This is a genomic window from Janibacter sp. Soil728 (assembly GCF_001428305.1).
Taxonomy (GTDB): domain Bacteria; phylum Actinomycetota; class Actinomycetes; order Actinomycetales; family Dermatophilaceae; genus Janibacter.
In genome coordinates this window covers 430,751-454,621 of record NZ_LMRZ01000005.1, presented here as the reverse complement: position 1 = coordinate 454,621, position 23,871 = coordinate 430,751, and the positions used below count along the sequence as shown (strand labels likewise).

Sequence of the window (23,871 nt, the reverse complement as noted above, 5' to 3'; positions counted from 1 at the left end):
GTCGGCATGCCCAGCGTCCTCGACCAGATCATCGAAGGGGTCCGTGAAGACCTCGCCGGACGCGAGGCTCACACCTCGCTCGAGCGCCTGCAGCGGCTGTGCGACGGGATGCCCGCCCCGCGGGACGCCGAGGCGCTGCTGCGCCGGCCCGGACTCTCCGTCATCGCCGAGGTCAAGCGCGCCAGCCCGAGCAAGGGCGCCCTTGCCGACATCGCCGACCCTGCCGCGCTCGCCGGCGCCTACGAGGCCGGGGGAGCCAGTGCCATCTCCGTCCTCACCGAGAAGCGACGCTTCGGCGGCAGCCTCGAGGACCTTGACGCGGTCCGTGCCGCGGTCGACGTGCCGGTCCTGCGCAAGGACTTCATGGTCAGCGAGTACCAGGTGTGGGAGGCCCGTGCCCACGGCGCGGACATCATCCTGCTCATCGTCGCGGCACTGGACGACCGTCGGCTGGCCGACCTCATGGCGCTCGCCGGTTCGCTCGGGATGACCTGCCTCGTCGAGGTCCACGACGAGGCCGAGGCCGCCCGCGCCGTCGACCTGGGCGCCACCGTCATCGGGGTCAACAACCGCAACCTCAAGACACTGACGGTCGATACCGACACCTTCGCCCGGCTGGCTCCGCTGGTGCCCGCATCGTGCGTTCGCGTCGCCGAGTCCGGCGTTCGTGGGCCGGAGGAGGCAGCGCTCTTCGCCCGGGCCGGCGCCGATGCGATCCTCGTCGGCGAGGCTCTCGTGATCGGCGGCGACCCAGCCACCGCAGTCCGGTCCATGATCGAAGCGGCCACCCACGCATGAGTGAGGACGAGATGACCACCGAGCAGCCAGGGACCGAGCAGGCAGGGACCGAGCAGGCAGGGACCGAGCAGGCAGAGTCCGTCCCGGCACAGGTCCACGTGCCGGGACGCTTCGGCGCCTTCGGCGGACGGTACGTCCCCGAGGCCCTCATCCCGGCGCTCGAGGAGCTCGACGAGGCGCGGCAGAAGGCGCTGGTCGACCCCGAGTTCATCGACGAGCTGGCCACCCTCCACCGCACCTACACCGGCCGCCCGAGCATCATCACCGAGGTCCCGCGGTTCGCCGAGCACGCCGGGGGCGCCCGGATCATCCTCAAGCGTGAGGACCTCAACCACACGGGCAGCCACAAGATCAACAACGTCCTCGCCCAGACGCTGCTCACCAAGCGCATGGGCAAGCGGCGAGTCATCGCCGAGACCGGGGCCGGTCAGCACGGCGTGGCCACCGCCACGGCAGCCGCCCTGATGGGGCTGGAGTGCACGATCTACATGGGCAAGGTCGACACCGAGCGGCAGGCCCTCAATGTCGCGAGGATGAAGATCCTCGGCGCCACCGTCGTCGCCGTCGAGCACGGCAGCGCGACGCTCAAGGACGCCATCAACGAGGCCATGCGCGACTGGGTGACCAATGTCGACCACACGCACTACGTCCTCGGTACGGTCACCGGGCCCCACCCCTTCCCAGAGATGGTCCGCGACTTCCACAAGATCATCGGCGAGGAGGCTCGTGGTCAGGTCCTCGAGCTGACCGGCCGCCTGCCCGACGCGGTGATCGCCTGTGTCGGTGGCGGTTCCAACGCCATGGGGATCTTCCACCGCTTCGTCACTGATCAAGGTGTGCGCCTGATCGGTGTCGAGGCCGGCGGCGACGGCATCGACACCGGCCGGCACGCGGCTCGCTTCGCGACCGCGGAGCCCGGGGTGCTGCACGGGGCGATGAGCTATCTCATGCAGGACGACCAGGGGCAGACGCTGGAGACGCACTCCATCTCGGCGGGGCTGGACTACCCCAGCGTCGGGCCCGAGCACTCGTTCCTGCGCGACAGCGGGAGAGCCGAGTACCGCTATGCGACAGACGATCAGGTGATGCACGCCTTCCAGCTGCTGTGCCGCACCGAGGGCATCATCCCGGCGCTCGAGTCCGCACACGCACTCGCTGCGACGCTCGACGTGGGCAAGGAGCTCGGCCCGGACGCTCTGCTCCTGGTCAACCTCTCGGGGCGCGGTGACAAGGACATGCACACCGCGGCCGAGTGGTTCGGCCTCGTCGACAAGGACGGCCAGGCATGAGTGCGCTCAGCGAGGTCTTCGCCCGTTGCAAGGCCGAGGGCCGCGCCGCCCTCATCGGCTACCTGCCCGTCGGCTACCCCGACGTCGAGGGCTCGCTCGCCGCGATGACCGCGCTGGCCGAGGCCGGCGCCGACATCGTCGAGGTCGGCATGCCCTACAGCGACCCCGTCATGGACGGTCCCGTCATCCAGCGGGCCGCGACCGAGGCGCTGGCGAAGGGGGTGCACGTCGACGATGTCTTCCGCGCGACCGCCGCGGTCCGAGACGCCGGTGCCGTCCCCGTGGTCATGTCCTACTGGAACCTCGTCCTGCGACGCGGCGTCGATCGCTATGCGGCTGATCTGGCCGCGTCGGGTGGGGTCGGCATGATCACGCCGGACCTGATCCCGGAGGAAGCAGGGGAGTGGCACGAGGCCAGCGAACGCCATGGCCTGGATCGGATCTTCCTCGTCGCACCCAGCTCCACGGCCGAGCGCATATCGGTGGTCACCGGCGCATCCAGCGGCTTCGTCTACACCGCCTCCACGATGGGCATCACCGGCACCCGCGGCAGCGTCGGCAGCGGCGCTTCCGAGCTCGTGGCGCGGCTGCGTGAGGCGACCGACCTGCCGCTGTGCGTGGGGCTGGGCGTGAGCAACGGCGCGCAGGCGGCCGAGGTAGCCTCCTTCGCCGACGGCGTCATCGTCGGATCCGCCCTCGTGAGCACGCTGCTCGACCGCGGTCGGGACGAAGGTCTGGCCGCTCTGCGCGAGCTGACCGCAGAGCTCGCCGAGGGTGTCCGGGGACGCGCGTGAGCGCTGGCCGTCTGCGTGACCACGTCGGACTCGTCGCCCGGCTGGTCCTCGGTGGCGTCCTCGTCGTGGCCGGCGTGCTCAAGGTGGGCAACCCTCTGGGTGCCGCCCGGGCGGTCCAGGCCTACGACGTGATGCCCTTCGAGCTGGCCCGCTGGATCGGTTATGCCCTGCCGTGGGTCGAGATCGTCGTCGGGGTGCTGCTCGTCATCGGCCTCTTCACCCGCGTCTCGGCGGTCGTCGGGGCCGTGCTGATGGCCGCCTTCGTCGTGGGTATCGCCCAGGCGTGGGCGCGCGGTCTGAGCATCGACTGCGGCTGCTTCGGCGGCGGCGGGCAGGTCGCGTCCGACCAGACCGAGTACGGCCGTGAGATCGCCCGTGACCTCGGGCTCGCCCTGTGCGGCGCGTGGCTCGTCGTCCGTCCCGCCTCCACCCTGAGCCTCGACCGGGCCCTCTTCGGCGCCCACAAGGAGTCAGCATGACCACCAACGACCGCAAGGCCAAGGCACGGGCTGCCGGCCAGGCGGCAGCGAGCGGTGGCGCCAATGTCATCGTCGTCGCCGGCATCGTCGTCGTCCTGGCGATGGCGCTGATCATCGGCGGCGTCGTGTGGGCCAGCCAGGACACCGGGAGCAGCGCCGGTGGCGCGAGCCAGCTGCCCGACGGCGTGACCAAGGGCCAGCCGATCGAGCCCTTCGCCTCCGCGAAGCCGGCCGAGGACGCGCCCGTCGTGGACGTCTACGAGGACTTCCGCTGCCCCATCTGCCAGGTCTTCGAGCAGTCGATGGGCAGCACGATCAACGAGCTGGCCAAGGACGGCACGATCCGGCTGCGGGTCCACCTCAAGACCGTGATCGACAGCAACACCGGTGGCGACTCCTCCGCCGTGGCCGGGGCGAGCGCGGTCTGTGCGGCCGACCAGGGCGTCTGGGAGAAGTACCACACGGCACTCTTCGCGCTCCAGCCCGCGCAGGAGACGAGCGCCGGTTTCCCCTCGTCCGACTACACCAAGGCGGCCAAGGGCGCCGGGCTGTCCGGTGAGCGCCTCGCCGCCTGGCAGAAGTGCACCGACCAGGGCACCTACGTCGACTACGTCAAGAGCGTCGACGACGAGACGGTCAAGCAGGGCATCACCGGCACCCCCGTCATCGAGGTCGCCGGCACCAAGCTGAGCTGGGGCGCCCTGATCGACCAGAACACACGGCGGGCCGACACCGCCACGCTGACCGAGGTCCTCACCTCCGGCTCGGTCCCCGCTGACCTGGTGCAGAAGCCGTGATGCCGACAGCGCTCCCTTCGCCCACCGTCGGGGTCATCGACCTCGGTCCGTTGACCATCCACGGCTACGCCCTGTGCATCCTCGCGGGGATCTTCATCGCCGTCTGGATGGGCGACCGGCGCCTGCAAGACCGCGGGGGAGAGCCGGGCGTGGTCCTGGACATCGCCATGTGGGCGGTGCCCTTCGGGATCATCGGCGGTCGGCTCTACCACGTCATCACCACGCCCCAGCCGTACTTCGGCGACGGTGGACACCCCATCGACGCGCTGAAGATCTGGCAAGGGGGCCTTGGCATCTGGGGCGCCGTCGCCCTGGGTGCCGTGGGTGCCTGGATCGGCTGCCGCAAGGAGGGGGTGCGATTCCTCACCTTCGCCGACGCCGCCGTGCCGGGCATCCTCGTCGCCCAGGCCGTCGGCCGCTGGGGCAACTGGTTCAACAACGAGATCTACGGTCCCCGCACCGACCTGCCGTGGGCTCTGGAGATCCACCGGTGGGACAGCAGCACGGGCCGGGCTGTGGTCGACGGCGCCGGCCAACCCGTGGTGCTCGGGACCTTCCACCCGACCTTCCTCTACGAGTCGCTCTTCCTTCTCGGGCTCGCCGTGCTCCTGCTCGTCCTCGACCGGCGCGTCCGCTTCGCGCCCGGGCAGGTGATGGCCCTCTACATCGGTGGCTACCCCGTCGGGCGGCTCTTCATCGAGATGATCCGCACGGACGCGGCCAACACGATCCTCGGTCTGCGGGTCAACATCTGGACGAGCATCCTCGTCTTCGTCCTCGGTGTGGTTCTCTACACCCTCCTCGGTCGCAGGGCCGAGGAGCCCGATGAGTCGAGTATCTCACCTAGTGAGACATCAACTCTCACTAGGTAAGACAAAAAAGCTGTACACTCAGCGCACCGCGGCCGTCGACGTCCGCGCCCATCCCTGACGAAGCGCGCCCGTCGTTCGCCACTCGAACGCCGGGCGTCTTCTCGATCCCACACACCGAGGACGGTGACCGACGTGACCCCAAAGTCCTTCTCCCCATATGAGCGCTGGTCGGCACTTCCCCCTGACACCGGTCTGTACCGGCGTGACGCGGAGAAGGACGCCTGCGGTGTGGCCATGGTCGCCACCATGCGTGGGCACGCGGGGCACGACATCGTCGAGCACGCGCTGCTGGCACTGACCAACCTCGAGCACCGTGGTGCCACCGGCGCCGACCCGCTCGTCGGTGATGGCGCGGGCATCTTGTCGCAGGTTCCTGACCGGTTCTTCCGCGAGGTCGTCGACTTCGCGTTGCCCGAGGCCGGTCACTACGCCGTCGGGACGGCCTATGTGCCGACCGATGCCGCCGAGCGCGAGGCGATGACCCAGCGCATCGAGGCGATCGCCAAGGAGGAGGGCCTACGGGTCCTCGGTTGGCGACAGGTCCCCGTCCAGCGCGACATCGTCGGTCAGATGGCCCGCGACTGCATGCCTGACTTCTGGCAGCTCTTCGTCGCAGCACCCGGTGGCGAGGTGTCCGGCCTGACCCTGGAGCGGTTGGCCTTCGTCACCCGCAAGCGCGCCGAGCGTGAGACCGGGGTCTACCTCGCCTCGTTGTCCGCTCGCACCATCGTCTACAAGGGCATGCTCACGACGGCGCAGCTCGAGCCCTTCTACCCCGACCTGTCCGACGAGCGCTTCGAGAGCGAGCTGGCCCTGGTCCACTCGCGCTTCTCGACCAACACCTTCCCGAGCTGGCCGCTCAGCCACCCCTTCCGGTTCATCGCCCACAACGGCGAGATCAACACGGTCAAGGGCAACCGCAACTGGATGCGGGCGCGGGAGTCGCTGCTCTCCAGCGACATCATCCCGGGCGACCTGCAGCGGATCATGCCGATCTGCGCACCCGAGGCCTCCGACTCCGCGTCCTTCGACGAGGTCCTGGAGCTGCTCCACCTGGGCGGTCGCTCCCTTCCTCACTCGGTGCTGATGATGATCCCCGAGGCGTGGGAGAACCACGCGACGATGCCCCAGGAGCTCAAGGACTTCTACGAGTTCCACTCGATGTTCATGGAGCCGTGGGACGGGCCCGCGTGCGTCACCTTCACCGACGGCCGCTACGCCGGTGCAGTCCTGGACCGCAACGGCCTGCGACCGGGTCGCTACTGGGTCACCGATGACGGACTCGTCGTGCTCGCCTCCGAGTCAGGGGTCCTGGACCTCGATCCCGAGCACGTGGTCCAGAAGGGTCGGCTCATGCCGGGCCGGATGTTCCTCGTCGACACCGCAGAGGGCCGGATCGTCGAGGACGACGAGATCAAGGGCCAGCTGGCGGGGGAGCACCCCTACGGGGAGTGGCTCGACGACGGTCGCATCATGCTCGGTGACCTCCCGCCGCGCGAGCACATCCTGCACACCCCGGCCTCCGTCGCCCGACGCCAGCAGACCTTCGGCTACACGCAGGAGGAGCTGAAGATCCTGCTGACGCCGATGGCGAGCACGGGCATGGAGGCCCTCGGGTCGATGGGCACCGACACCCCGGTGGCCGTCCTGTCGCAGAAGCCGCGGCTGGTCTTCGACTACTTCACCCAGGTCTTCGCCCAGGTCACCAACCCGCCGCTGGACTCCATCCGCGAGGAGCTGGTCACCGCCCTGGGCACCGCCATCGGTCCTGAGGGCAACATGCTCACGGCCGATCCGCAGCACGCCCGCCAGGTCGTCCTGCCCTTCCCGGTCATCGACAACGACGAGCTGGCCAAGATCGTCCACATCGACGCCGACCGCGACCACGCGGGACGCGCCAGCCACGTCGTGCGCGGTCTCTTCGACGTCTTGGCCGGTGAGGAGGGGCTGCGCGCAGAGCTCACCCGGATCTGCTCCGAGGTCTCCGAGGCGATCGCGCGTGGAGCGCGCTACATCGTGCTGTCCGACCGCGACTCCGGACGGGACCTGGCGCCGATCCCGTCGCTCCTGCTCACCTCCGCCGTGCACCACCACCTCATCCGCGAGAAGACCCGCACCCAGGTCGGCCTGATCGTCGAGGCCGGTGACGTCCGCGAGGTCCACCACATCGCGCTGCTCATCGGCTACGGCGCGGCGGCGGTCAACCCGTACCTCGCGATGGAGTCCGTCGAGGACATGGTCCGACGTGAGGTCATCACCACGGTCGACGAGGAGACCGCGGTCCGCAACCTGATCAAGGCCCTCGGCAAGGGGGTGCTGAAGGTGATGTCGAAGATGGGCATCTCGACCGTCGCCTCATACCGTGGCGCCCAGGTCTTCGAGGCGCTCGGCCTGTCCCAGGAGCTCGTCGACGAGTACTTCACCGGCACCGTGAGCCAGCTCGGTGGGGTCGGTCTCGACGTCATCGCCGCCGAGGCAACGGCCCGTCACGCCACGGCCTACCCGCCCGAGGGGATGCGCCCGCCGCACCGCAAGCTCGAGGTCGGCGGCGAGTACAAGTGGCGTCGAGAGGGCGAGCCGCACCTCTTCGACCCCGATACCGTCTTCCGGCTCCAGCACTCCACGCGGGCGCGCCGGTACGACATCTTCAAGCAGTACACGGCCCGGGTCAACGAGCAGTCGGAGCGCCTGATGACCCTCCGCGGCCTCTTCGCCCTCGCCGACGGCGAGGAGCGGCCGTCGATCCCCGTCGACGAGGTGGAGCCGATCGGCGCCATCATCAAGCGCTTCTCCACCGGCGCCATGAGCTACGGCTCGATCAGCCAGGAGGCGCACGAGACCCTCGCTGTGGCGATGAACCGACTCGGGGCCCGCTCCAACACCGGTGAGGGCGGCGAGGACCTCGACCGCCTCATGGACCCGGTGCGTCGCAGCTCGATCAAGCAGGTCGCCTCCGGTCGCTTCGGCGTCACCTCGGCCTACCTCACCAACAGCGATGACATCCAGATCAAGATGGCCCAGGGTGCCAAGCCCGGCGAAGGGGGGCAGCTGCCCGGCCCCAAGGTCTACCCGTGGGTGGCGCGCACCCGGCACTCCACGCCCGGCGTGGGCCTGATCAGCCCCCCGCCCCACCACGACATCTACTCGATCGAGGACCTGGCCCAGCTGATCCACGACCTCAAGAACGCCAACCCGCAGGCGCGCGTGCACGTCAAGCTCGTCAGCGAGGTCGGTGTGGGTACGGTCGCGGCCGGCGTCAGCAAGGCGCACGCCGACGTGGTGCTCATCTCCGGTCACGACGGCGGGACCGGCGCCTCGCCGCTCACCTCGCTCAAGCACGCGGGCGGCCCCTGGGAGCTCGGTCTGGCCTCCACGCAGCAGACCTTGGTCCTCAACGGCCTGCGCGACCGGATCGTCGTGCAGGTGGACGGTCAGATCAAGACCGGGCGTGACGTGATCATCGGCGCCCTGCTCGGCGCGGAGGAGTTCGGCTTCGCGACCGCCCCGCTCGTCGTCAGCGGCTGCATCCTCATGCGGGTCTGTCATCTCGACACCTGCCCCGTCGGCATCGCGACGCAGAACCCCGAGCTGCGCGCGCGCTACTCCGGCCAGCCGGAGTTCGTCGAGACCTTCTTCGAGTACATCGCCGAGGAGGTGCGCGAGCTGCTCGCCGAGCTGGGCTTCCGCACGCTCGAGGAGGCCATCGGGCGGGTCGACCTGCTCGACACGCGCAAGGCCATCGACCACTGGAAGGCCTCGGGCCTCGACCTCGGCCCGATCTTCGCCAAGGTCGCGTCCGTGGACGGCTCCGGGGTGCGGCACACCAAGGCCCAGGAGCACGGGCTGGAAGGCGCGCTCGACCATCAGCTGATCGAGCTCGCTGCACCCGCGCTCGAGGACGGCACCGCTGTCAGCGGCGAGTTCCCGGTCCGCAATGTCAACCGGACCCTCGGCACGATGCTCGGTCACGAGGTGACCAAGCGCCACCCCGAGGGACTGCCGGACGGCACCATCGAGCTGACCTTCACCGGGTCGGCCGGGCAGAGCCTGGGGGCCTTCCTGCCTCGGGGCATCACCCTGACGATGGTCGGTGACGCCAACGACTACGTCGGCAAGGGCCTCTCCGGAGGTCGCGTCATCGTGCGTCCGCCAGAGGGCGCGCGATACGTCGCCGAGAGCAATGTCATCGCCGGCAATGTCATCGGCTACGGCGCGACCTCGGGTCAGCTCTTCCTGCGCGGGGTCGTCGGCGAGCGCTTCTGCGTGCGCAACTCCGGCGCCTCCGCGGTCGTCGAAGGCGTCGGTGACCACGGGTGCGAGTACATGACCGGTGGCACGGTCCTCGTCCTCGGCCCCACCGGACGCAACTTCGCTGCCGGGATGTCCGGTGGCAATGCCTTCGTCCTCGACCTCGACGAGTCCTTGGTCAACCCCGAGCTCGTCGACATCACCCCCCTTCGCACCGGCGACCGCGAGGTCGTGCGCGAGCTGCTCACCCAGCACCTCGAGCACACCGGCTCCGCCGTCGCCCAGCGGCTGCTCGACGAGGGCGAGGCGGCCTACGACCGCTTCTCGCTCGTCCTGCCCCGCGACTACCAGCGCGTCCTCGACGTGCGAGCCGCTGCCGAGGCCGAGGGCCTCGACCTTGATGGCACGCAGGTCTGGGACCGGATCATGGAGGCTTCCCGTGGCTGACCCGACCGGCTTTCTCACCACTCGCGAGCGCGAGCTGCCCGCCCGTCGACCCGTCGACGTGCGCATCAAGGACTGGAAGGAGGTCTACGAGGAGCAGCAGTCAGGACAGCTGCAGCGCCAGGCCGGCCGCTGCATGGACTGCGGCATCCCCTTCTGCCACTCCGGCTGCCCGCTGGGAAACCTCATCCCCGAGTGGAACGACCTCGCGTGGCGTGGCGACTGGCACGACGCCATCGAGCGGCTGCACGCGACCAACAACTTCCCCGAGTTCACCGGCCGGCTCTGCCCGGCCCCCTGCGAGACCGCGTGCGTGCTCGGCATCAACCAGCCGGCCGTGACCATCAAGCAGATCGAGGTGACGACGATCGAGGAGGCCTTCGGTCGTGGTGACGTGCCGCCGCAGATCCCCGACCGCCTCACGGGCAAGACCGTGGCCGTCGTGGGCTCCGGGCCAGCCGGTCTGGCTGCCGCGCAGCAGCTGACCCGCGCCGGTCACACCGTCGCGGTCTACGAGCGTGCCGACAAGCCGGGCGGCCTGCTGCGGTACGGCATCCCTGAGTTCAAGATGGAGAAGCGGATCGTCGACCGCCGCATCCAGCAGATGAAGGCCGAGGGCACCCGCTTCCGCTCCGGCGTCGACATCGGCACCGAGATCACCGGCCAGCAGCTGCGTGACCGGTACGACGCGGTCGTCCTGGCCGTCGGCTCGACCGTCCCGCGCGACCTGCCGGTCCCGGGCCGTGAGCTCGACGGCGTGCTCCAGGCGATGGACTTCCTGCCTCCGGCCAACCGGGTGGCGCTCGGCGAGGAGGTCGAGGGACAGGTCACCGCAGAGGGCAAGGACGTCATCATCATCGGTGGTGGCGACACCGGTGCCGACTGCCTCGGTACCTCGATCCGGCAGGGCGCGCGCTCGGTGACGAGCCTCGAGATCATGCCGCAGCCGGGCGAGGACCGTCCGGGCAACCAGCCCTGGCCCACCTATCCGATGCTCTTCCGGGTCGCCTCCGCCCACGAGGAGGGCGGCGACCGGGTCTACGCGGTCTCCACCACCGAGATCATCGGCGACGAGGACGGCGCCGTCTCCGGCCTGCGTCTCACCGAGGTCGAGCGCACCGACTCCGGCTTCGGGCCGGTCGAGGGCACCGAGCGGGTCCTGCCGGCCCAGCTCGTGCTCCTGGCGATGGGCTTCCTCGGTCCGGAGCCGGAGGGCGTCGTCGCCCAGCTGGGCGTGGAGACCGACGAGCGCTCCAATGTCGTGCGTGGCACCGACTACCAGACCGGCGTCCCCGGCGTCTTCGTCGCCGGCGACGCGGGCCGTGGGCAGTCGCTCATCGTCTGGGCCATCGCGGAGGGTCGCGCTGCCGCTCACGGGGTCGACAGCTACCTCATGGGTTCCTCGCAGCTGCCGCGCCCGATCAACCCGAACGACCGGCCGCTGATCGCCTGAGGGGCAGGATGACGACGGCGAAGGGGAGGGGGACCGCTTCAGGTGGTCACCCTCCCTTCGTCATGGTCATAGGCTGGCAGCATGCGTCGCGCCAAGATCGTCTCCACTCTCGGCCCTTCCACCTCCACCCCTGAGCGCATCCGCGAGCTCGTCGCCGCCGGCATGGATGTCGCCCGGCTCAACCTCTCGCACGGTGAGTACTCGGTCCACGAGGCCAACTACCGCAGCGTCCGGGAGGCGAGCGACGCGACCGGCCACGCGGTGGGCGTCCTCGTCGACCTGCAGGGCCCCAAGATCCGCACCGGGCGCTTCGCCGACGGGCCGATCGTCCTGGCCGCAGGCGACCACTTCACCATCACGACCCGTGACGTCCCGGGTGACGAGCAGGTCGTCGGGACGACCTACCCGGGCCTTGCCGGTGACGTCAGCGCGGGGGACACGATCCTCGTCGACGACGGCAAGATCACCCTGGCCGTGCATGACGTCGACGAGACCGACGTGCGGTGCGTCGTCGTCTACGGCGGACCGCTCTCGAACAACAAGGGCATCAACCTGCCCGGCGCGGCCGTGAGCGCACCGGCACTGTCGGACAAGGACGAGCAGGACCTGCGATGGGCGCTCGGTCTACGTGCCGACTACATCGCGTTGAGCTTTGTCCGGTCGGCGCAGGACATCACCCGGGTGCACGAGATCATGGACGAGATCGGGGTGCGTCTGCCCGTCATCGCCAAGATCGAGAAGCCCCAGGCGGTCGAGGCGCTCGAGGAGATCATCGACGCCTTCGACGGCATCATGGTCGCCCGCGGCGACCTCGGGGTGGAGCTCCCCCTCGAGCAGGTCCCGATCGTGCAGAAGCGTGCCGTCGAGATGTGCCGGCAGAAGGCCAAGCCGGTCATCGTCGCCACCCAGGTGCTCGAGTCGATGATCGACAACTCGCGACCGACCCGGGCAGAGGCCAGCGACGCCGCCAATGCCGTGCTCGACGGCGCGGACGCGCTCATGCTCTCGGGGGAGACCGCGATCGGGAAGTTCCCCATCGAGGTGGTCAAGACGATGTCCAAGATCATCGAGACCACCGAGGAGGAGGGCCTGAGCCGGATGCGCGACCTCATGGGTCCGCCCACCACCCAGGGTGGGGTCGTCACGGCGGCCGCCGCGGAGGCGGGGGAGGCCCTAGGCGTGAAGTACCTCATCGCCTTCACCCAGACCGGTGGCTCCGCGCGTCGTCTCGCCCAGGTCCGCTCCGGCTTGCCCATGCTCGCGTTCTCCCCGGTGCAGGACACCCGTTCCCAGCTGTCGCTGGTGTGGGGGATGCAGACCTTCCTGACGCCGGCCGTGACGCACACCGACCAGTACGCCCTGATGGTCGACGAGCAGCTCCTCGAGCTGGGCTGGGTCGAGGAGGGAGACCGCGTGGTCATCGTCGCCGGTTCGCCCCCCGGGGTGCCCGGCTCGACCAATGCGATGCGGGTGCACCGGATCGGTGACGCGAAGAACAAGACGACCGTCGCCTACCGGGACGGTGCCTCCGATGTCCCGGACGGCACCACCGGCGCGCTACCCGGCGGGATGGGCTGAGTCGGAAGCACCCCCCTTCGGTCGGTATGCTTGCGGCGCACTCCGGCCGGGGTGGTGGAATGGCAGACACGGAGCACTCAAAATGCTCTGCCCGCAAGGGCGTGCGGGTTCAAGTCCCGCCCTCGGCACCAGACAGTCACCAACGACGGAGGACAAGACCATGACGGCGGAGACCGAGAGCCACCAGGGCCTGCGGGTACTGCTCGCCGAGGACGAGGCACTGATCCGCCTCGACCTGGCCGAGATGCTCACCGACGCCGGCTACGACGTCGTCGGGCAGGCCAGCAACGGTGAGGAGGCCGTCTCCCTCGCCGACTCGCTGCGACCGGACCTGATCATCATGGACGTCAAGATGCCGGTCATGGACGGGCTGACGGCCGCCGAGACCATCGGGAGCAAGCGCATCTGCCCCGTGATCATGCTCACGGCCTTCTCGCAGAAGGAGCTCGTCGAGCGGGCTCGTGACGCAGGCGTCATGGCCTACATCGTCAAGCCCTTCACCGTCTCCGACGTCACGCCCGCGATCGAGGTCGCGACCTCCCGCTGGGCGGAGCTGAAGGCCCTGGAGTCAGAGGTCGCCGACCTCGGCGAGCGTCTGGAGACGCGCAAGGCCGTCGAGAAGGCCAAGGGCGTGCTGATGAAGAAGCTGAAGATCACCGAGGCGGAGGCCTTCCGCTGGATTCAGAAGACGGCGATGGATCGCCGTCTGGGGATGCGCGAGGTCGCCGATGCCGTCGTCGCCGGGATGGACAAGGCCTGACCGGCGCCAGCCGGGTCCGGCGTGGTTCGGACCGGGTCAGCCCAGCCAGACGACGAGCTGGGTGAGCAGGGGAGCGATGATCAACGCGGGGAGCATGTCCCCGACCGGGATCTGACGGATCCTCAGCAGCCGCAACGCGATCCCCACGAGGATCAGACCACCGGTGGCCGTGAGCGCGGCGATGTGCGCATCGGGCAGGAGCGCGCCGAGGCCCACTCCGAGGATCGTCAGCGAGCCCTGGACGACGGCGACGCTCACCGCTGAGAGCAGCACTCCCACCCCGAAGGTCGAGGCGAAGGCCAGGGCGGCGAAGCCGTCGAGGACGGACTTCAGGGCGAGCTTGTCGATGCCGCGTCCCAGACCGTCGTCCAGGGAGCCCAGGATCGTCAGCGGTCCGACGCAGAAGAGCAGGCTCGCGGTCAGCCAGCCCTCGATGAAGCGCTCACGTCCTTCGGAGTCGTCGTTGCCCCGGCCGACGAGCGACTGCACGCGACCTGCGAGGGTGCCGAGCCACCTCTCGATGCCGAGCAACGAGCCCACGACGCTGCCGACCAGCAGCGAGCCAAGGACGATGAGCACCGGTGCGCCGGAGCCGACGGCGTCCCCCAGGGCCGGCGAGGTGACGTCCATGACCGACAGGCCGGCCATGAGCAGGGTGACGAGCCCGAGGCAGTCCGTGACGACGTCACGGGTGTGCTCGGGCAGGCGACCGCCGATGGCCATGCCGAGCAGCGCTCCGGCGATGACCGTGAGCACGTTGAGCACCGTCCCGGCACCGATGAAGTCCACGGGTCTCCTTGTCGTCAGCTGCCGGGGTCACGATAGACGCCGAGCTCACCCTCCCGGTGTCCACATCTCGACCGCCGAAGGAGAGGGGAGCCGCGTCCCACTCAGGCGCCGGGCGGCAGATCGCGCAGGATGCAGGTGATGCGCGAGGTGCAAACGCGACGGCCCTCGTCGTCGCTGATCGTCACCTCGTAGCAGGCCACGCTGCCGCCGAGCGTCACGGGCACGGCGGTCGCGGTGACCCACCCGGTGCGCACCGCGCGGTGGTGGGTGGCGTTGATGTCGAGCCCGACCGCGATCTTGCCGAGGGTGTGCGCGTGCAGCGCCGAGCCGATGGAGCCGACGGTCTCGGCCAGGACGACGCTCGCGCCGCCGTGCAGGATCCCGTACGGCTGGGTGTTGCCCTCGACGGGCATGCGCGCGACGATGCGGTCGGCCGTGGCCTCGAGGACCTCGACGCCCATCCGTTCCGGAAGGGTGCCCCGGACCGCGTTGAGCTCGTCCACGGTCGGGGGTTGGCTCCGCGTGGGAAGGGTGGCGTCGGTCATCGTGACTCCTACATCTGTTGATCCGGACGCGGGTCAGCCTGCCATGGGCGCCGGTCGTCGTTCCACTCCCTACCAGGGGGACGGCACCTGGACGTAGACGGCGACGGAGTCCTGCGAGGAGACCTCGACGGTGCCGAGCGAGCGGAATCCCGCCGGGGGAGTGCGATTGGCCGTGTCGCTCCCGATGAGGTGGACGCGCACCGTGTCCGCCGGCGCCCTGACCGTGGCGAACCGCTCGGCGTCCTCGGACGTCGGCCACGCGTAGAGGTAGTGGGTGGTGAACCCGGCTCGTTCCAGCTGCAGCGCGACCGCGGGGGTGGTGGACAGGCCCGCCAGGTAACCGCGTCCGCTCACCGCGACAGAGGATCCCGGAGAGAACTCGCTGCTCGCCTCGAGCACGAGCGCGCTGGCGCCGCGCCCCAGGTCGGAGCCGACGGTGCCCACCGGGTGGGCCAGTACGGCCAGGAGCAGTGAGACAGCGGCGGCAGGCGGGACGAGCCTCATGACGACCAGCCGGTCGAATGCCCGCGGCAGCTGGCGCACGTGCATGGCGGCCCGCCACGCGACGGCTGCCCAGGCGAAGACCACGACGGGGATCACGCTGGCCAGGTAGTGGCTGGCAAACCCGTCGACAGGAAGGCGGGCCACCGTCACGAGGAGCAGAGCCGCTCCGAGCAGCGCCACCCGGGCGGGCACGGGTGCGACGCGCCGGCGGCGGGCGGCTCCCCACGGCACGGCGGAGCCGGCCAGGAGACCCAGGACCAGCGCCCCCAGCACCTGGATGGTCCACGACGGCTCGTAGACGAGGTCCAGACCGAGGGGCCGGAATCCGCCGGGCACCGGGGCGAAGAGTCCCACGCGCCCCAGGGCGCCCTCGAGCCCCTGGGCGGCGACACCGGAGCGGGCGGCCCTGGCCAGCTGCACGAGATTGCCCGGGTCGTGGCGCAGGGGCTCGAGGAGGACCGGTGCCCAGACCAGCCCGGCACAGACCAGGGCCCACGTGACTGCGGGCGACGGGCGGATCTGGGCCAAGGAGCGACCAGGGGTGCGGCGTGGTGGACGACGCTCCCGGAGGGCTCGCCACCCGGCCACCGCGAGCGCGGCCGCCGCGATGCCCAGCCCGATCGGCGCGTAGGCGAGATTTGCCTGCGCGACGACGGCTGTCGTGACGACGAGCGGCCAGCCGGTCCCCGGCAGGCCGGCCACGCAGGCCGTCAGGAGGACGAGCGCCAGGTAGATGGGCAGGAGACCGAAGTAGGGGTTGAAGGGACGAAAGAGTGCCTCGGGACCCAGCGCCGCCTGCACCACCAGCAAGCCGGCGCCGAAGACCACGACGGCAGGGTCGCCACCGATGCGGTGGGCCCAGTGGATGGKGGCCACCGAGCACACCGCCGCCACCACGACGCAGGTGAGGGCGATGGCCCAGCCGCTCCCCACGAAGCCGGCCGGCATGAGGATGTGCAGCTCCAGGGGGCCCAGATGGTGGTTCGCCAGCGCCGCTTCGCCGCCACCGGCGGTCGAGCGCATCCCTTGCAGCGGAAGTTCGCCGTTCAGGAGCTCACGGGAGCGCAGCACGATGGTGGCGTCGTCACCTTCTGGTGTCCACGAGGTCAGCACGGCCCGGATGAAGGCGCCCAGGGGCGCCAGGACCACGAGTGCCATCCACAGGTGACGATGTGTCAGGTGTCTGCCGACGGGTGGGGCGATGGCAGACCTCCGGGAGCAGATGTGTGGACTGGTTGTCCCTGAGGGCTCGTGGGCCATGAGCGACAGGTCCGTAGAGTAGCGGGCCCTCGACGGTGGAAGGCCTCGGAGACCGGCATCCAACGCCTGCGGGGAGTGTCGGCGCGAGCGCCTAGGCTGTCTCGCGTGAGTCGACTACTGCTGTTGGATGGACACTCCTTGGCCTATCGGGCCTTCTTCGCGCTCCCCGCGGAAAATTTCTCGACGAGCACAGGTCAGCACACCAACGGTGTCTACGGCTTCGTCGCCATGCTGATCAATGTGCTGCGGGACGAGGAACCGACGCACGTTGCGGTGGCCTTCGACGTCTCCCGGGCCAACTTCCGCAGCGCGGAGTACCCCGAGTACAAGGCAGGCCGCAGCGCCACGCCGGACGCCTTCTCCGGGCAGATCCCGCTGCTCCAGGAGGTCCTGGACGCGCTCAACATCACCCATGTCGAGCTCGAGGGCTACGAGGCGGACGATGTCATCGCCACCCTGGCCGCCCACGGGCGTGCCGCGGGGATGGACGTCCTGATCTGCTCCGGCGACCGGGACACCTTGCAGCTCGTCGACGAGCACTCGACGGTCCTCTACCCCAAGAAGGGCGTGTCGGACCTGGCCCGCATGACCCCCGACGCCGTCACCGACAAGTACGGCGTGGGCCCGCAGCTCTACAGCGACCTCGCTGCACTCGTCGGGGAGGCGAGCGACAACCTCCCGGGTGTGCCCGGTGTGGGCCCCAAGACGGCGGCCAAGTGGCTCAACGCCCACGGTGACCTCCAGGGCATCGTGGCCGCCATCGACCAGATCGGCGGCAAGGCCGGTCAGTCGCTGCGCGACAACATCGACCAGGTCCTGCGCAACCGTCGACTCAACGGCCTGCTGCGCGACGTCCCGGTGCCGGTCGGCATCGACGACACGGAGCGAAGGGAGTGGGACCGCGAGCGGGTGCACACCCTCTTCGACAGCCTGGAGTTCAGGGTCCTGCGTGAGCGCCTCTTCGCCACCTTCGACACCGCGGAGTCCGAGGTCACCGGTGGGGTGGAGATCGATGGCCGCGTCCTGGGTGCGGGCGAGGTCGCGCCCTGGCTGGCCGAGAACGGCGTTGCTCGTCTGGGTGTCGACGTCGTCGGTGAGTGGGGCAGAGGACGAGGTGAGGTGACCGGGCTGGGTCTGGCCACCGTCGAGGGGAAGGCCGCCTTCGTCGACGTGCTGCAGCTCGCAGCCGAGGACGAGAGCGCACTGCGCTCCTGGCTCGTCGATGCGGAGCGACTCAAGGTCCTGCACGATGCCAAGGGCCCGATGCTCGCACTCGCGTCCTCAGGTCTGCCGTTGGCCGGGCTCGTCGTCGACACCGCCATCGCCGCCTATCTCGTGCGTCCCGACCAGCGTTCCTACGACCTCGGCGACCTGGCCGTGCGCCACCTCGGAAGGGACCTCTCCGGCGGCGAGGACGAGTCCGACCAGGGCATGCTCGACTTCTCGGCCGACGACTCCGAGATGGGCCGGACCTCGATGATCCGTGCGGCCGCGGCCGTCGAGCTCGCCCCCGTGCTCGAGGAGCAGGTCGAGGAGACCGGCGGCGCAGAGCTGATGCGGGCGGTGGAGCTGCCGGTGGTGGGCGTGCTCGCCCAGATGGAGACCGCGGGGATCGCGGTGGACGCAGATGCGCTCACCGCTCTCGAGTCGGACTTCGCCGCCAAGGTCGCCGCCGCGCAGGCCGATGCGTGGGCCGCGATCGGCGACGAGCAGATCAACCTCGGGTCGCCCAAGCAGCTGCAGACGGTTCTCTTCGACACCCTCGGGCTGCCCAAGACCCGCAAGACCAAGACGGGGTACACGACCGACGCCGACGCGCTCGCGGACCTCCACGCCAAGACCGAGCACCCCTTCCTCGAAGCCCTCCTGCGGCACCGGGACGCCACGCGCCTGCGGGTGACGGTCGAGGGCCTGATCAAGTCGGTCGCCGACGACGGACGCATCCACACGACCTACCAGCAGACGATCGCTGCGACCGGGCGCCTGTCGTCGACCGACCCCAACCTGCAGAACATCCCGATCCGCACCGAGGAGGGACGGCGCATCCGCGAGGTCTTCGTCGTGGGATCGGGCTACGAGTCACTGATGTCCGCCGACTACAGCCAGGTCGAGATGCGCGTCATGGCCCATCTGTCCGGGGACGAGGGGCTCATCGAGGCCTTCCGCACGGGGGAGGACCTGCACCGCTTCGTCGGGGCGCGGGTCTTCGGCGTCGAGCCGGAGGGGGTCACTCCCGAGATGCGCAGCAAGGTCAAGGCGATGTCCTACGGCCTCGCCTACGGCCTGAGCGCCTTCGGTCTGTCCAAGCAGCTGAACATCTCCACGGGTGAGGCCACGGACCTCATGGACGAGTACTTCCAACGCTTCGGCGGGGTGCGTGACTACCTCGAGGAGATCGTCGACCGCGCCCGCGCGACCGGCTACACCGAGACGATGCTGGGCCGGCGCCGCTACCTGCCGGACCTGACGAGCGACAACCGTCAGCGACGTCAGATGGCCGAGCGGATGGCACTCAACGCCCCGATCCAGGGGTCGGCGGCCGACATCATGAAGCTGGCCATGCTCCGCGTCGACCGGGCCATCGCGCAGGAGGGGCTGACCTCACGTGTGCTGCTCCAGGTCCACGACGAGCTCGTCCTCGAGGTCGGGGCGGGGGAGGACGATCAGGTCGAGGCACTGGTGCACCGAGAGATGGGCAGCGCCGTCGAGATGGATGTCCCCCTCGACGTGTCGGTCGGACGCGGTCACAGCTGGCACGAAGCCGCGCACTGAGCGAGTCAGCCGGCGACGGCGGTGCGGGCCTCTTCCGTGCCCAGGGCATCGTCGGTGACCACGACGTCCGCGCCCACGTGCGCGCGGCGGCCGATGACCGAGCGCAGGACCTGACAGTGTGCGTCGAGGTGGGCCCCGGCCAGGACGAGCGCTGACTCCAGGCGCGCCCCGGCGCCGATCACGGCTCCCGGGTGGACCACCGTCCCGCCGGTGAGGACCGCACTCGGGTCGACAGCGGCGCCGGGCAGCACGAGGGAGGGCCCCCGAGGTGCGGGAGCGGCGCCCGGCCACGGTGCGAGCAGGAGGTCACGGTTGGCGGTCACGAGGGCAGCGGGGGAGCCCACATCGAGGAAGTAGGCGCTCTCGCGATAGGCCCGCAGGGCTCCTCGCTCGACGAGCGCGGGGAAGACCTCCTTCTCGAGAGAGACCTCGCCGTCGCGGGCGATGTCGTCCACGAGCTCGGGTCGCACCACGTAGGTGCCCGCGTTGACGGTGAGCGAAGGGGGAGACGCGGACTTCTCGACGAAGGCCGTGATCCGCCCGTCGTCGTCGGCGACGACGCTGCCGTAGGCGCGAGCGTCCTCGACCTCACGCACGTGCACGATCCCGGTGGTCTCCCCGGACGCCGCCCGGAGCATGGCCACCTGCGCCGCGAGGTCGTGCCCTGACAGCAGGTCACCGTTGAGGACCACGACCGCGGCTGCGTCGGGTAGTGCCTTCAGCGCCTCCCGCAGGCCGCCGCCCGTCCCGAGAGGGGTCTCCTCCACGACGGTGACGAGCTCCATGCCGGTGGCGCGCAGCCGCTGGACGAGGACGTCGAAGTCCTCGTGCCGATAACCGGTCGACAGCACGACCCGGTCGACGCCGAGCGCACGCAGTGCCGTGATCTGGTGCTCGACCAATGTCCACGGGCCCACCGGCAGCAGAGGTTTGGGGCTGTCAGCCGTCAGGGGGAGCATCCTGCGGCCCCGACCTCCCGCCAGGATGACGGCGGCCAGCCCGGTCAGGAGGGGTCCTGTCCGTGCGCGATCCGCTGCAGCCGCGGCGCGAGCCACTTCCAGAAGATCGGACCGGACTGATCGGTGAAGTGGATCCCGTCCTTGTAGAGCGGGACCTTGTTGATCGTGGAGTGGACCTTGTCGTCGGGGCAGAGCAGGGAGTACTGGTCGACGACGGGGACGCCGTTCTTGTCGGCCCAGTCCGCGACGGTGGCATTGAGGTCACGGACGTACTGCGTGTCGTTGACCCGCTCGATCTCCTCGCTGCCGAAGGTGGGCATCGAGTGGCAGGAGAGGTTGAGCACCGCGAAGTGGCTGTCACCGGCCGCAACCTTGGCCTTGTCCAGGTTGTCGTCGATGAGCTGCGTCCAGGCATCGGACCCGAAGGTGACCACACGGCCGTCGACCTTGCGGTCGGTCACCATCGTCTGCGCGACGAAGTAGAGCACCACGTCCGGAGTCTCTGCGGACAAGGTCGTGGCCCAGCTCTTGCGCCAGTCGGCACAGCCCGGCTGCTCCGGCAGGGTGGCCCCGTCGGCATACCGGGGGGAGTCGAGAGGGTCGCACCCGACATTGGTCAGTCCTTGGATCTCCAGGTCCGGATGGTTGGCGGATCGAAAGCTGGCGATGAGGCTGTCCGGAACCGAGTTGCCGATGAAGGTGACCGAGGTCATCTGGCCCCCCGGCCGATAGGGCACCTGCGGGACGGCGACGTCGGACGAGTCGGTCAGCTGGGTCGACACCGTCCGTGCGGCGGCCGGCATCGCGAGGGCCCCGAGGACGAGAAGCGGAACCGTGCCCCAGCAGACGGCGGCGCTCACTCGTGGAACCTTGGGGATCAGCGCGCGGACGCCGTCGCGGCGGACCGGGCGCTCGATGAAGCGGAAGGACAGCCAGGAGAGCAGCGCCGTGAGTGCCACCTGCAGCGTCACCCGGGCGGCTGTGGGCCAGGGCAACACCTGGTCGTTGAGGAAGACGATGATCGGCCAGTGCCAGAGGTAGAGCCCGTACGACACCATCCCGATGCGGCGAAGAGGCTCCCACGACAGGGCACGCTGGACCACGGAGGTGGCGGGGCTGGTCGCGGCGACGAGCACGATGGTGATGAGGACCGACAGGGGTACGGCGAGTCCCTCGAAGAGGACGGACTGGGCCTGCCCGGCCCACCAGAAGGCGGACACGACCACGAGCAGGGCCGGCAGCGCCAACCGCCGGCACCAGAGGTCCGCGACCCGGACACGTCCACGGTCCACAGACCCGGGGCCACCACTGACGAGCGCTGCCACGGCCGCCCCGACGAGCAGCTGGTGGGCCCGAGTGTCAGTGCCGTAGTACACGCGACTGGGGTCGAGCCCCGGGTGGTGAAGGAGCGCCATGAGCAGCGCGGAGGCAGCGCTGAGCACGATGAGCACCCCTGCGAGGTGCACGCGTCGGCGGATCATGGCCAGCAGCCCGACGAGAAGGAGCGGGTAGATGATGTAGAACTGCTCCTCCACCGCCAAGGACCAGGCGTGCCGCAGCGGCGAAGGAGCCGCCACCTGACCGAAGTACGCCTCGTCCCCGAGCACGAACCGCCAGTTGGCCACATATCCGAGGGTGGCCAGGACATCGCCGGAGACATTGCTCGTGCGGCCGGAGACGGTGAGGAAGGTCGCGCAGACGAGGACCGCTGCGAGCACGATGAAGAGAGCGGGAAGCAGTCTGCGCGCGCGTGCCTTCCAGAATCCGACGAGGTCGATGCGGCCCCGGTTGCGTCGGTACTCGGACAGGAGGAGCGAGGTGATGAGGAACCCGGAGATGACGAAGAAGACATCGACACCGAACCAACCACCCGGCAACCACGTCGGCAGCAGGTGGTAGATGATCACCGATATGACGGCAAATGCCCGAAGCCCGTCGATGGCTGGGCGGTAGGGCAGGGATGTGTGCGTGGCTGCTGGCGTCGTCATGTCCTGATTCCGAAGGGGGTCACCATTATGACCCGACTGGTGGGTAATATGCGCTGCATGAATGAGCATCCCGTGGCGCCCTCGCCCACACGGCAGTTCGCCCCACTGGCCGTCATCCTGGGCATCCCGCTGTTGTTTGCGGCCATCTTCTTCTACACCACGCCGATCATGATTCCGTCGGGTGGCGCCCAAGGGATCTTCAAGTGCGGCTCACCGAGCTCGCCCAACGTCGAGGCCAAGAATGTCTGCCTGGAGCCGGAGTCCGTGGGCAAGAACAAGGCGGTGTACTCGGGACTCTCCGGGGTGGCACTGATCGGCCTGGGCGCGGTCTGGATGCTGCGTGGGCAGCGTGACGAGGACGACGAGTGGGAGGGCGACGCACGGCGTTCGCGCCGCGACGACGACATCGACCTGCGTTCTGACGATCGCGGCCGGGACACCGCGCGTGGCACCGACCGTGACGCCGGACGAGGCTCCCTTCGAGGAGGCCCCCGATCGGGGGAGGACAGCGAGTGGCAGCGTTCTCGCCCGGCCGACGACTCCGAAGCACACACCGACGAGGGTGACGACACGGACGAGACCCGCGTGTCGCGACGCTCCTCCGGCAAGCGGCGCTCCGTGCTGCGCGACGACGACTTCGCCGACCCGCCGGCACGGCGGCGTTCGGACGACGACTGGGAATCGGACGGCTGGCGCTGATGCGGGTGGATGACTTCCTCGCCGAGGTCGACAAGGCCTTCGACGGGGACCCTCGCACGAGCGCGCCCATCGACCCCACCTTCGAGCGCATCGCCGCGACGGTCAACGGCTACACCTCGGCCAACGAGCTGGCCGTGCTCAACGCCGCTGCGCGGGTCATGCCCGCCGACGAGTGCTACCTCGAGGTCGGCAGCTACAAGGGCCGCTCGATGTGCGCGGCCGTCCAGGGGGTCGCCGACAAGGCCTTCTACGTGGTCGAGAACTACCTCGAGTTCGGGATGCAGGGGCAGGAGGCCCGGGCGGAGCTCCAGGACAACCTGCGCACCCACGCGGCACACGCCGACGTACGCCTGATCGAGGGCAACTGCTTCTCGCTCCTGCGCCGACCCGGCCTGATCGACCGACCGGTCGGGGTCTACTTCTACGACGGCGAGCACACCGGCCTGTCGCACTACCTGGCGCTGGGGATCATCGAGCCGTGGCTGGCCGACGAGGCGATCATCCTCGTCGACGACGCCACCTACCCGATGGTGAGCGACGCGCACGAGGACTTCATCGCACGGCACCCGCAGTGGCGGGTCGAGCGCCGCTGGGACGCCGAGACCAACGGCGACCCGCGCTGGGCCAACGGCCTGCACGCCCTGAGCTTCCGGCGTGACGCGGCCACGGCGCGCGGCAGCGACGAGCCGTGGGACGTGCGGTGGCGTCGGCTGGCCTACCTGTCCTCTCTCGGTCCGGGGCAGAAGGCGGCCTGGAAGGCCATCCACCGCTTCCCCGAGCTCATCCCGCTCGCGAAGAAGCTCTACCCGTCCAAGAAGGCCAGCTCGATCGACTGAGCGGCAC

18 protein-coding genes and 1 tRNA gene are annotated in these 23,871 nt (G+C 69.7%); 14 read left to right on the top strand and 5 right to left on the bottom strand.

Annotation, left to right across the window (positions count from 1 at the left end; genetic code table 11):
• Positions 1–6: 6 nt before the first annotated feature.
• The 11 genes from trpC (at position 7) to ASG73_RS12850 (ending at position 13,512) form a co-directional block, all read left to right on the top strand.
• On the top strand, positions 7–798 hold the full coding sequence (gene trpC, locus ASG73_RS12900) for an indole-3-glycerol phosphate synthase TrpC (RefSeq protein ID WP_055995792.1): 792 nt from the start codon (positions 7–9) through the stop codon (positions 796–798).
• Positions 795–2,087, top strand: a complete 1,293-nt coding sequence (gene trpB, locus ASG73_RS12895) for a tryptophan synthase subunit beta (RefSeq protein WP_235499450.1) — start codon at positions 795–797, stop codon at positions 2,085–2,087. The genes trpC and trpB overlap by 4 nt, the downstream gene beginning before the upstream one ends.
• The gene (gene trpA, locus ASG73_RS12890; RefSeq protein WP_055995789.1) at positions 2,084–2,881 is read left to right on the top strand and encodes a tryptophan synthase subunit alpha; all 798 of its coding nucleotides are present in this window, start codon (positions 2,084–2,086) and stop codon (positions 2,879–2,881) included. The genes trpB and trpA overlap by 4 nt, the downstream gene beginning before the upstream one ends.
• Positions 2,878–3,360, top strand: coding sequence for a DoxX family protein (locus tag ASG73_RS12885; RefSeq protein ID WP_055995786.1), 483 nt, complete (start codon positions 2,878–2,880; stop codon positions 3,358–3,360). Before trpA ends, ASG73_RS12885 begins: the two co-directional genes overlap by 4 nt.
• A complete protein-coding gene (locus ASG73_RS12880) occupies positions 3,357–4,157 on the top strand; it encodes a DsbA family protein (RefSeq protein ID WP_055995784.1) in 801 nt (266 codons plus the stop codon). Before ASG73_RS12885 ends, ASG73_RS12880 begins: the two co-directional genes overlap by 4 nt.
• Positions 4,157–5,029, top strand: a complete 873-nt coding sequence (lgt, locus tag ASG73_RS12875) for a prolipoprotein diacylglyceryl transferase (RefSeq protein ID WP_156466282.1) — start codon at positions 4,157–4,159, stop codon at positions 5,027–5,029. The genes ASG73_RS12880 and lgt overlap by 1 nt, the downstream gene beginning before the upstream one ends.
• Positions 5,030–5,152: 123 nt before the next feature.
• Positions 5,153–9,724 (top strand): glutamate synthase large subunit, encoded by a 4,572-nt coding sequence (gene gltB / locus ASG73_RS12870; protein WP_055995779.1) that lies wholly within the window; start codon positions 5,153–5,155, stop codon positions 9,722–9,724.
• Positions 9,717–11,174 (top strand): glutamate synthase subunit beta, encoded by a 1,458-nt coding sequence (locus ASG73_RS12865; protein ID WP_055995777.1) that lies wholly within the window; start codon positions 9,717–9,719, stop codon positions 11,172–11,174. Before gltB ends, ASG73_RS12865 begins: the two co-directional genes overlap by 8 nt.
• A gap of 81 nt (positions 11,175–11,255) precedes the next feature.
• A complete protein-coding gene (gene pyk / locus ASG73_RS12860) occupies positions 11,256–12,752 on the top strand; it encodes a pyruvate kinase (protein WP_055995775.1) in 1,497 nt (498 codons plus the stop codon).
• Positions 12,753–12,797: 45 nt separating this feature from the next.
• Positions 12,798–12,883 (top strand) — tRNA-Leu (locus ASG73_RS12855).
• Between the two features lie 29 nt (positions 12,884–12,912).
• The gene (locus tag ASG73_RS12850; protein WP_055995772.1) at positions 12,913–13,512 is read left to right on the top strand and encodes an ANTAR domain-containing response regulator; all 600 of its coding nucleotides are present in this window, start codon (positions 12,913–12,915) and stop codon (positions 13,510–13,512) included.
• Between the two features lie 36 nt (positions 13,513–13,548).
• Here ASG73_RS12850 and ASG73_RS12845 read toward each other — a convergent pair whose 3' ends face one another.
• From ASG73_RS12845 to ASG73_RS12835, 3 genes are all read right to left on the bottom strand, one after another.
• Positions 13,549–14,301, bottom strand: coding sequence for a DUF554 domain-containing protein (locus tag ASG73_RS12845; RefSeq protein ID WP_082567223.1), 753 nt, complete (start codon positions 14,299–14,301; stop codon positions 13,549–13,551).
• 101 nt (positions 14,302–14,402) lie between these two features.
• On the bottom strand, positions 14,403–14,846 hold the full coding sequence (locus ASG73_RS12840) for a hotdog fold thioesterase (RefSeq protein ID WP_055995769.1): 444 nt from the start codon (positions 14,844–14,846) through the stop codon (positions 14,403–14,405).
• A 69-nt stretch (positions 14,847–14,915) separates the two neighbouring features.
• Positions 14,916–16,508 carry a hypothetical protein gene (locus ASG73_RS12835; RefSeq protein ID WP_156466281.1) on the bottom strand — a complete coding sequence of 531 codons (1,593 nt, stop codon included), beginning with the start codon at positions 16,506–16,508 and terminating at the stop codon, positions 14,916–14,918.
• A gap of 207 nt (positions 16,509–16,715) precedes the next feature.
• On the opposite strand from ASG73_RS12835, the gene polA reads away from it, so the two are divergent.
• Positions 16,716–19,382: a DNA polymerase I gene (polA, locus tag ASG73_RS12830; RefSeq protein ID WP_055995763.1), complete on the top strand. Its 2,667-nt coding sequence runs from the start codon at positions 16,716–16,718 to the stop codon at positions 19,380–19,382.
• A gap of 5 nt (positions 19,383–19,387) precedes the next feature.
• Here the strand turns inward: polA and ASG73_RS12825 are convergent, their stop codons facing one another.
• Positions 19,388–20,437: a nucleotidyltransferase family protein gene (locus ASG73_RS12825; RefSeq protein WP_082567222.1), complete on the bottom strand. Its 1,050-nt coding sequence runs from the start codon at positions 20,435–20,437 to the stop codon at positions 19,388–19,390.
• Positions 20,386–22,329 (bottom strand): acyltransferase family protein, encoded by a 1,944-nt coding sequence (locus tag ASG73_RS12820; protein ID WP_162253988.1) that lies wholly within the window; start codon positions 22,327–22,329, stop codon positions 20,386–20,388. Before ASG73_RS12820 ends, ASG73_RS12825 begins: the two co-directional genes overlap by 52 nt.
• 57 nt (positions 22,330–22,386) lie before the next feature.
• Between ASG73_RS12820 and ASG73_RS12815 the strand changes: the two genes are divergently transcribed.
• Together ASG73_RS12815 and ASG73_RS12810 are read left to right on the top strand one after the other, a co-directional pair.
• Entirely contained in the window at positions 22,387–23,028 is a 642-nt protein-coding gene (locus tag ASG73_RS12815) for a hypothetical protein (protein WP_156466279.1), read from the top strand.
• A gap of 5 nt (positions 23,029–23,033) precedes the next feature.
• Positions 23,034–23,864 (top strand): class I SAM-dependent methyltransferase, encoded by an 831-nt coding sequence (locus tag ASG73_RS12810; RefSeq protein ID WP_235499449.1) that lies wholly within the window; start codon positions 23,034–23,036, stop codon positions 23,862–23,864.
• Positions 23,865–23,871: the final 7 nt, after the last annotated feature.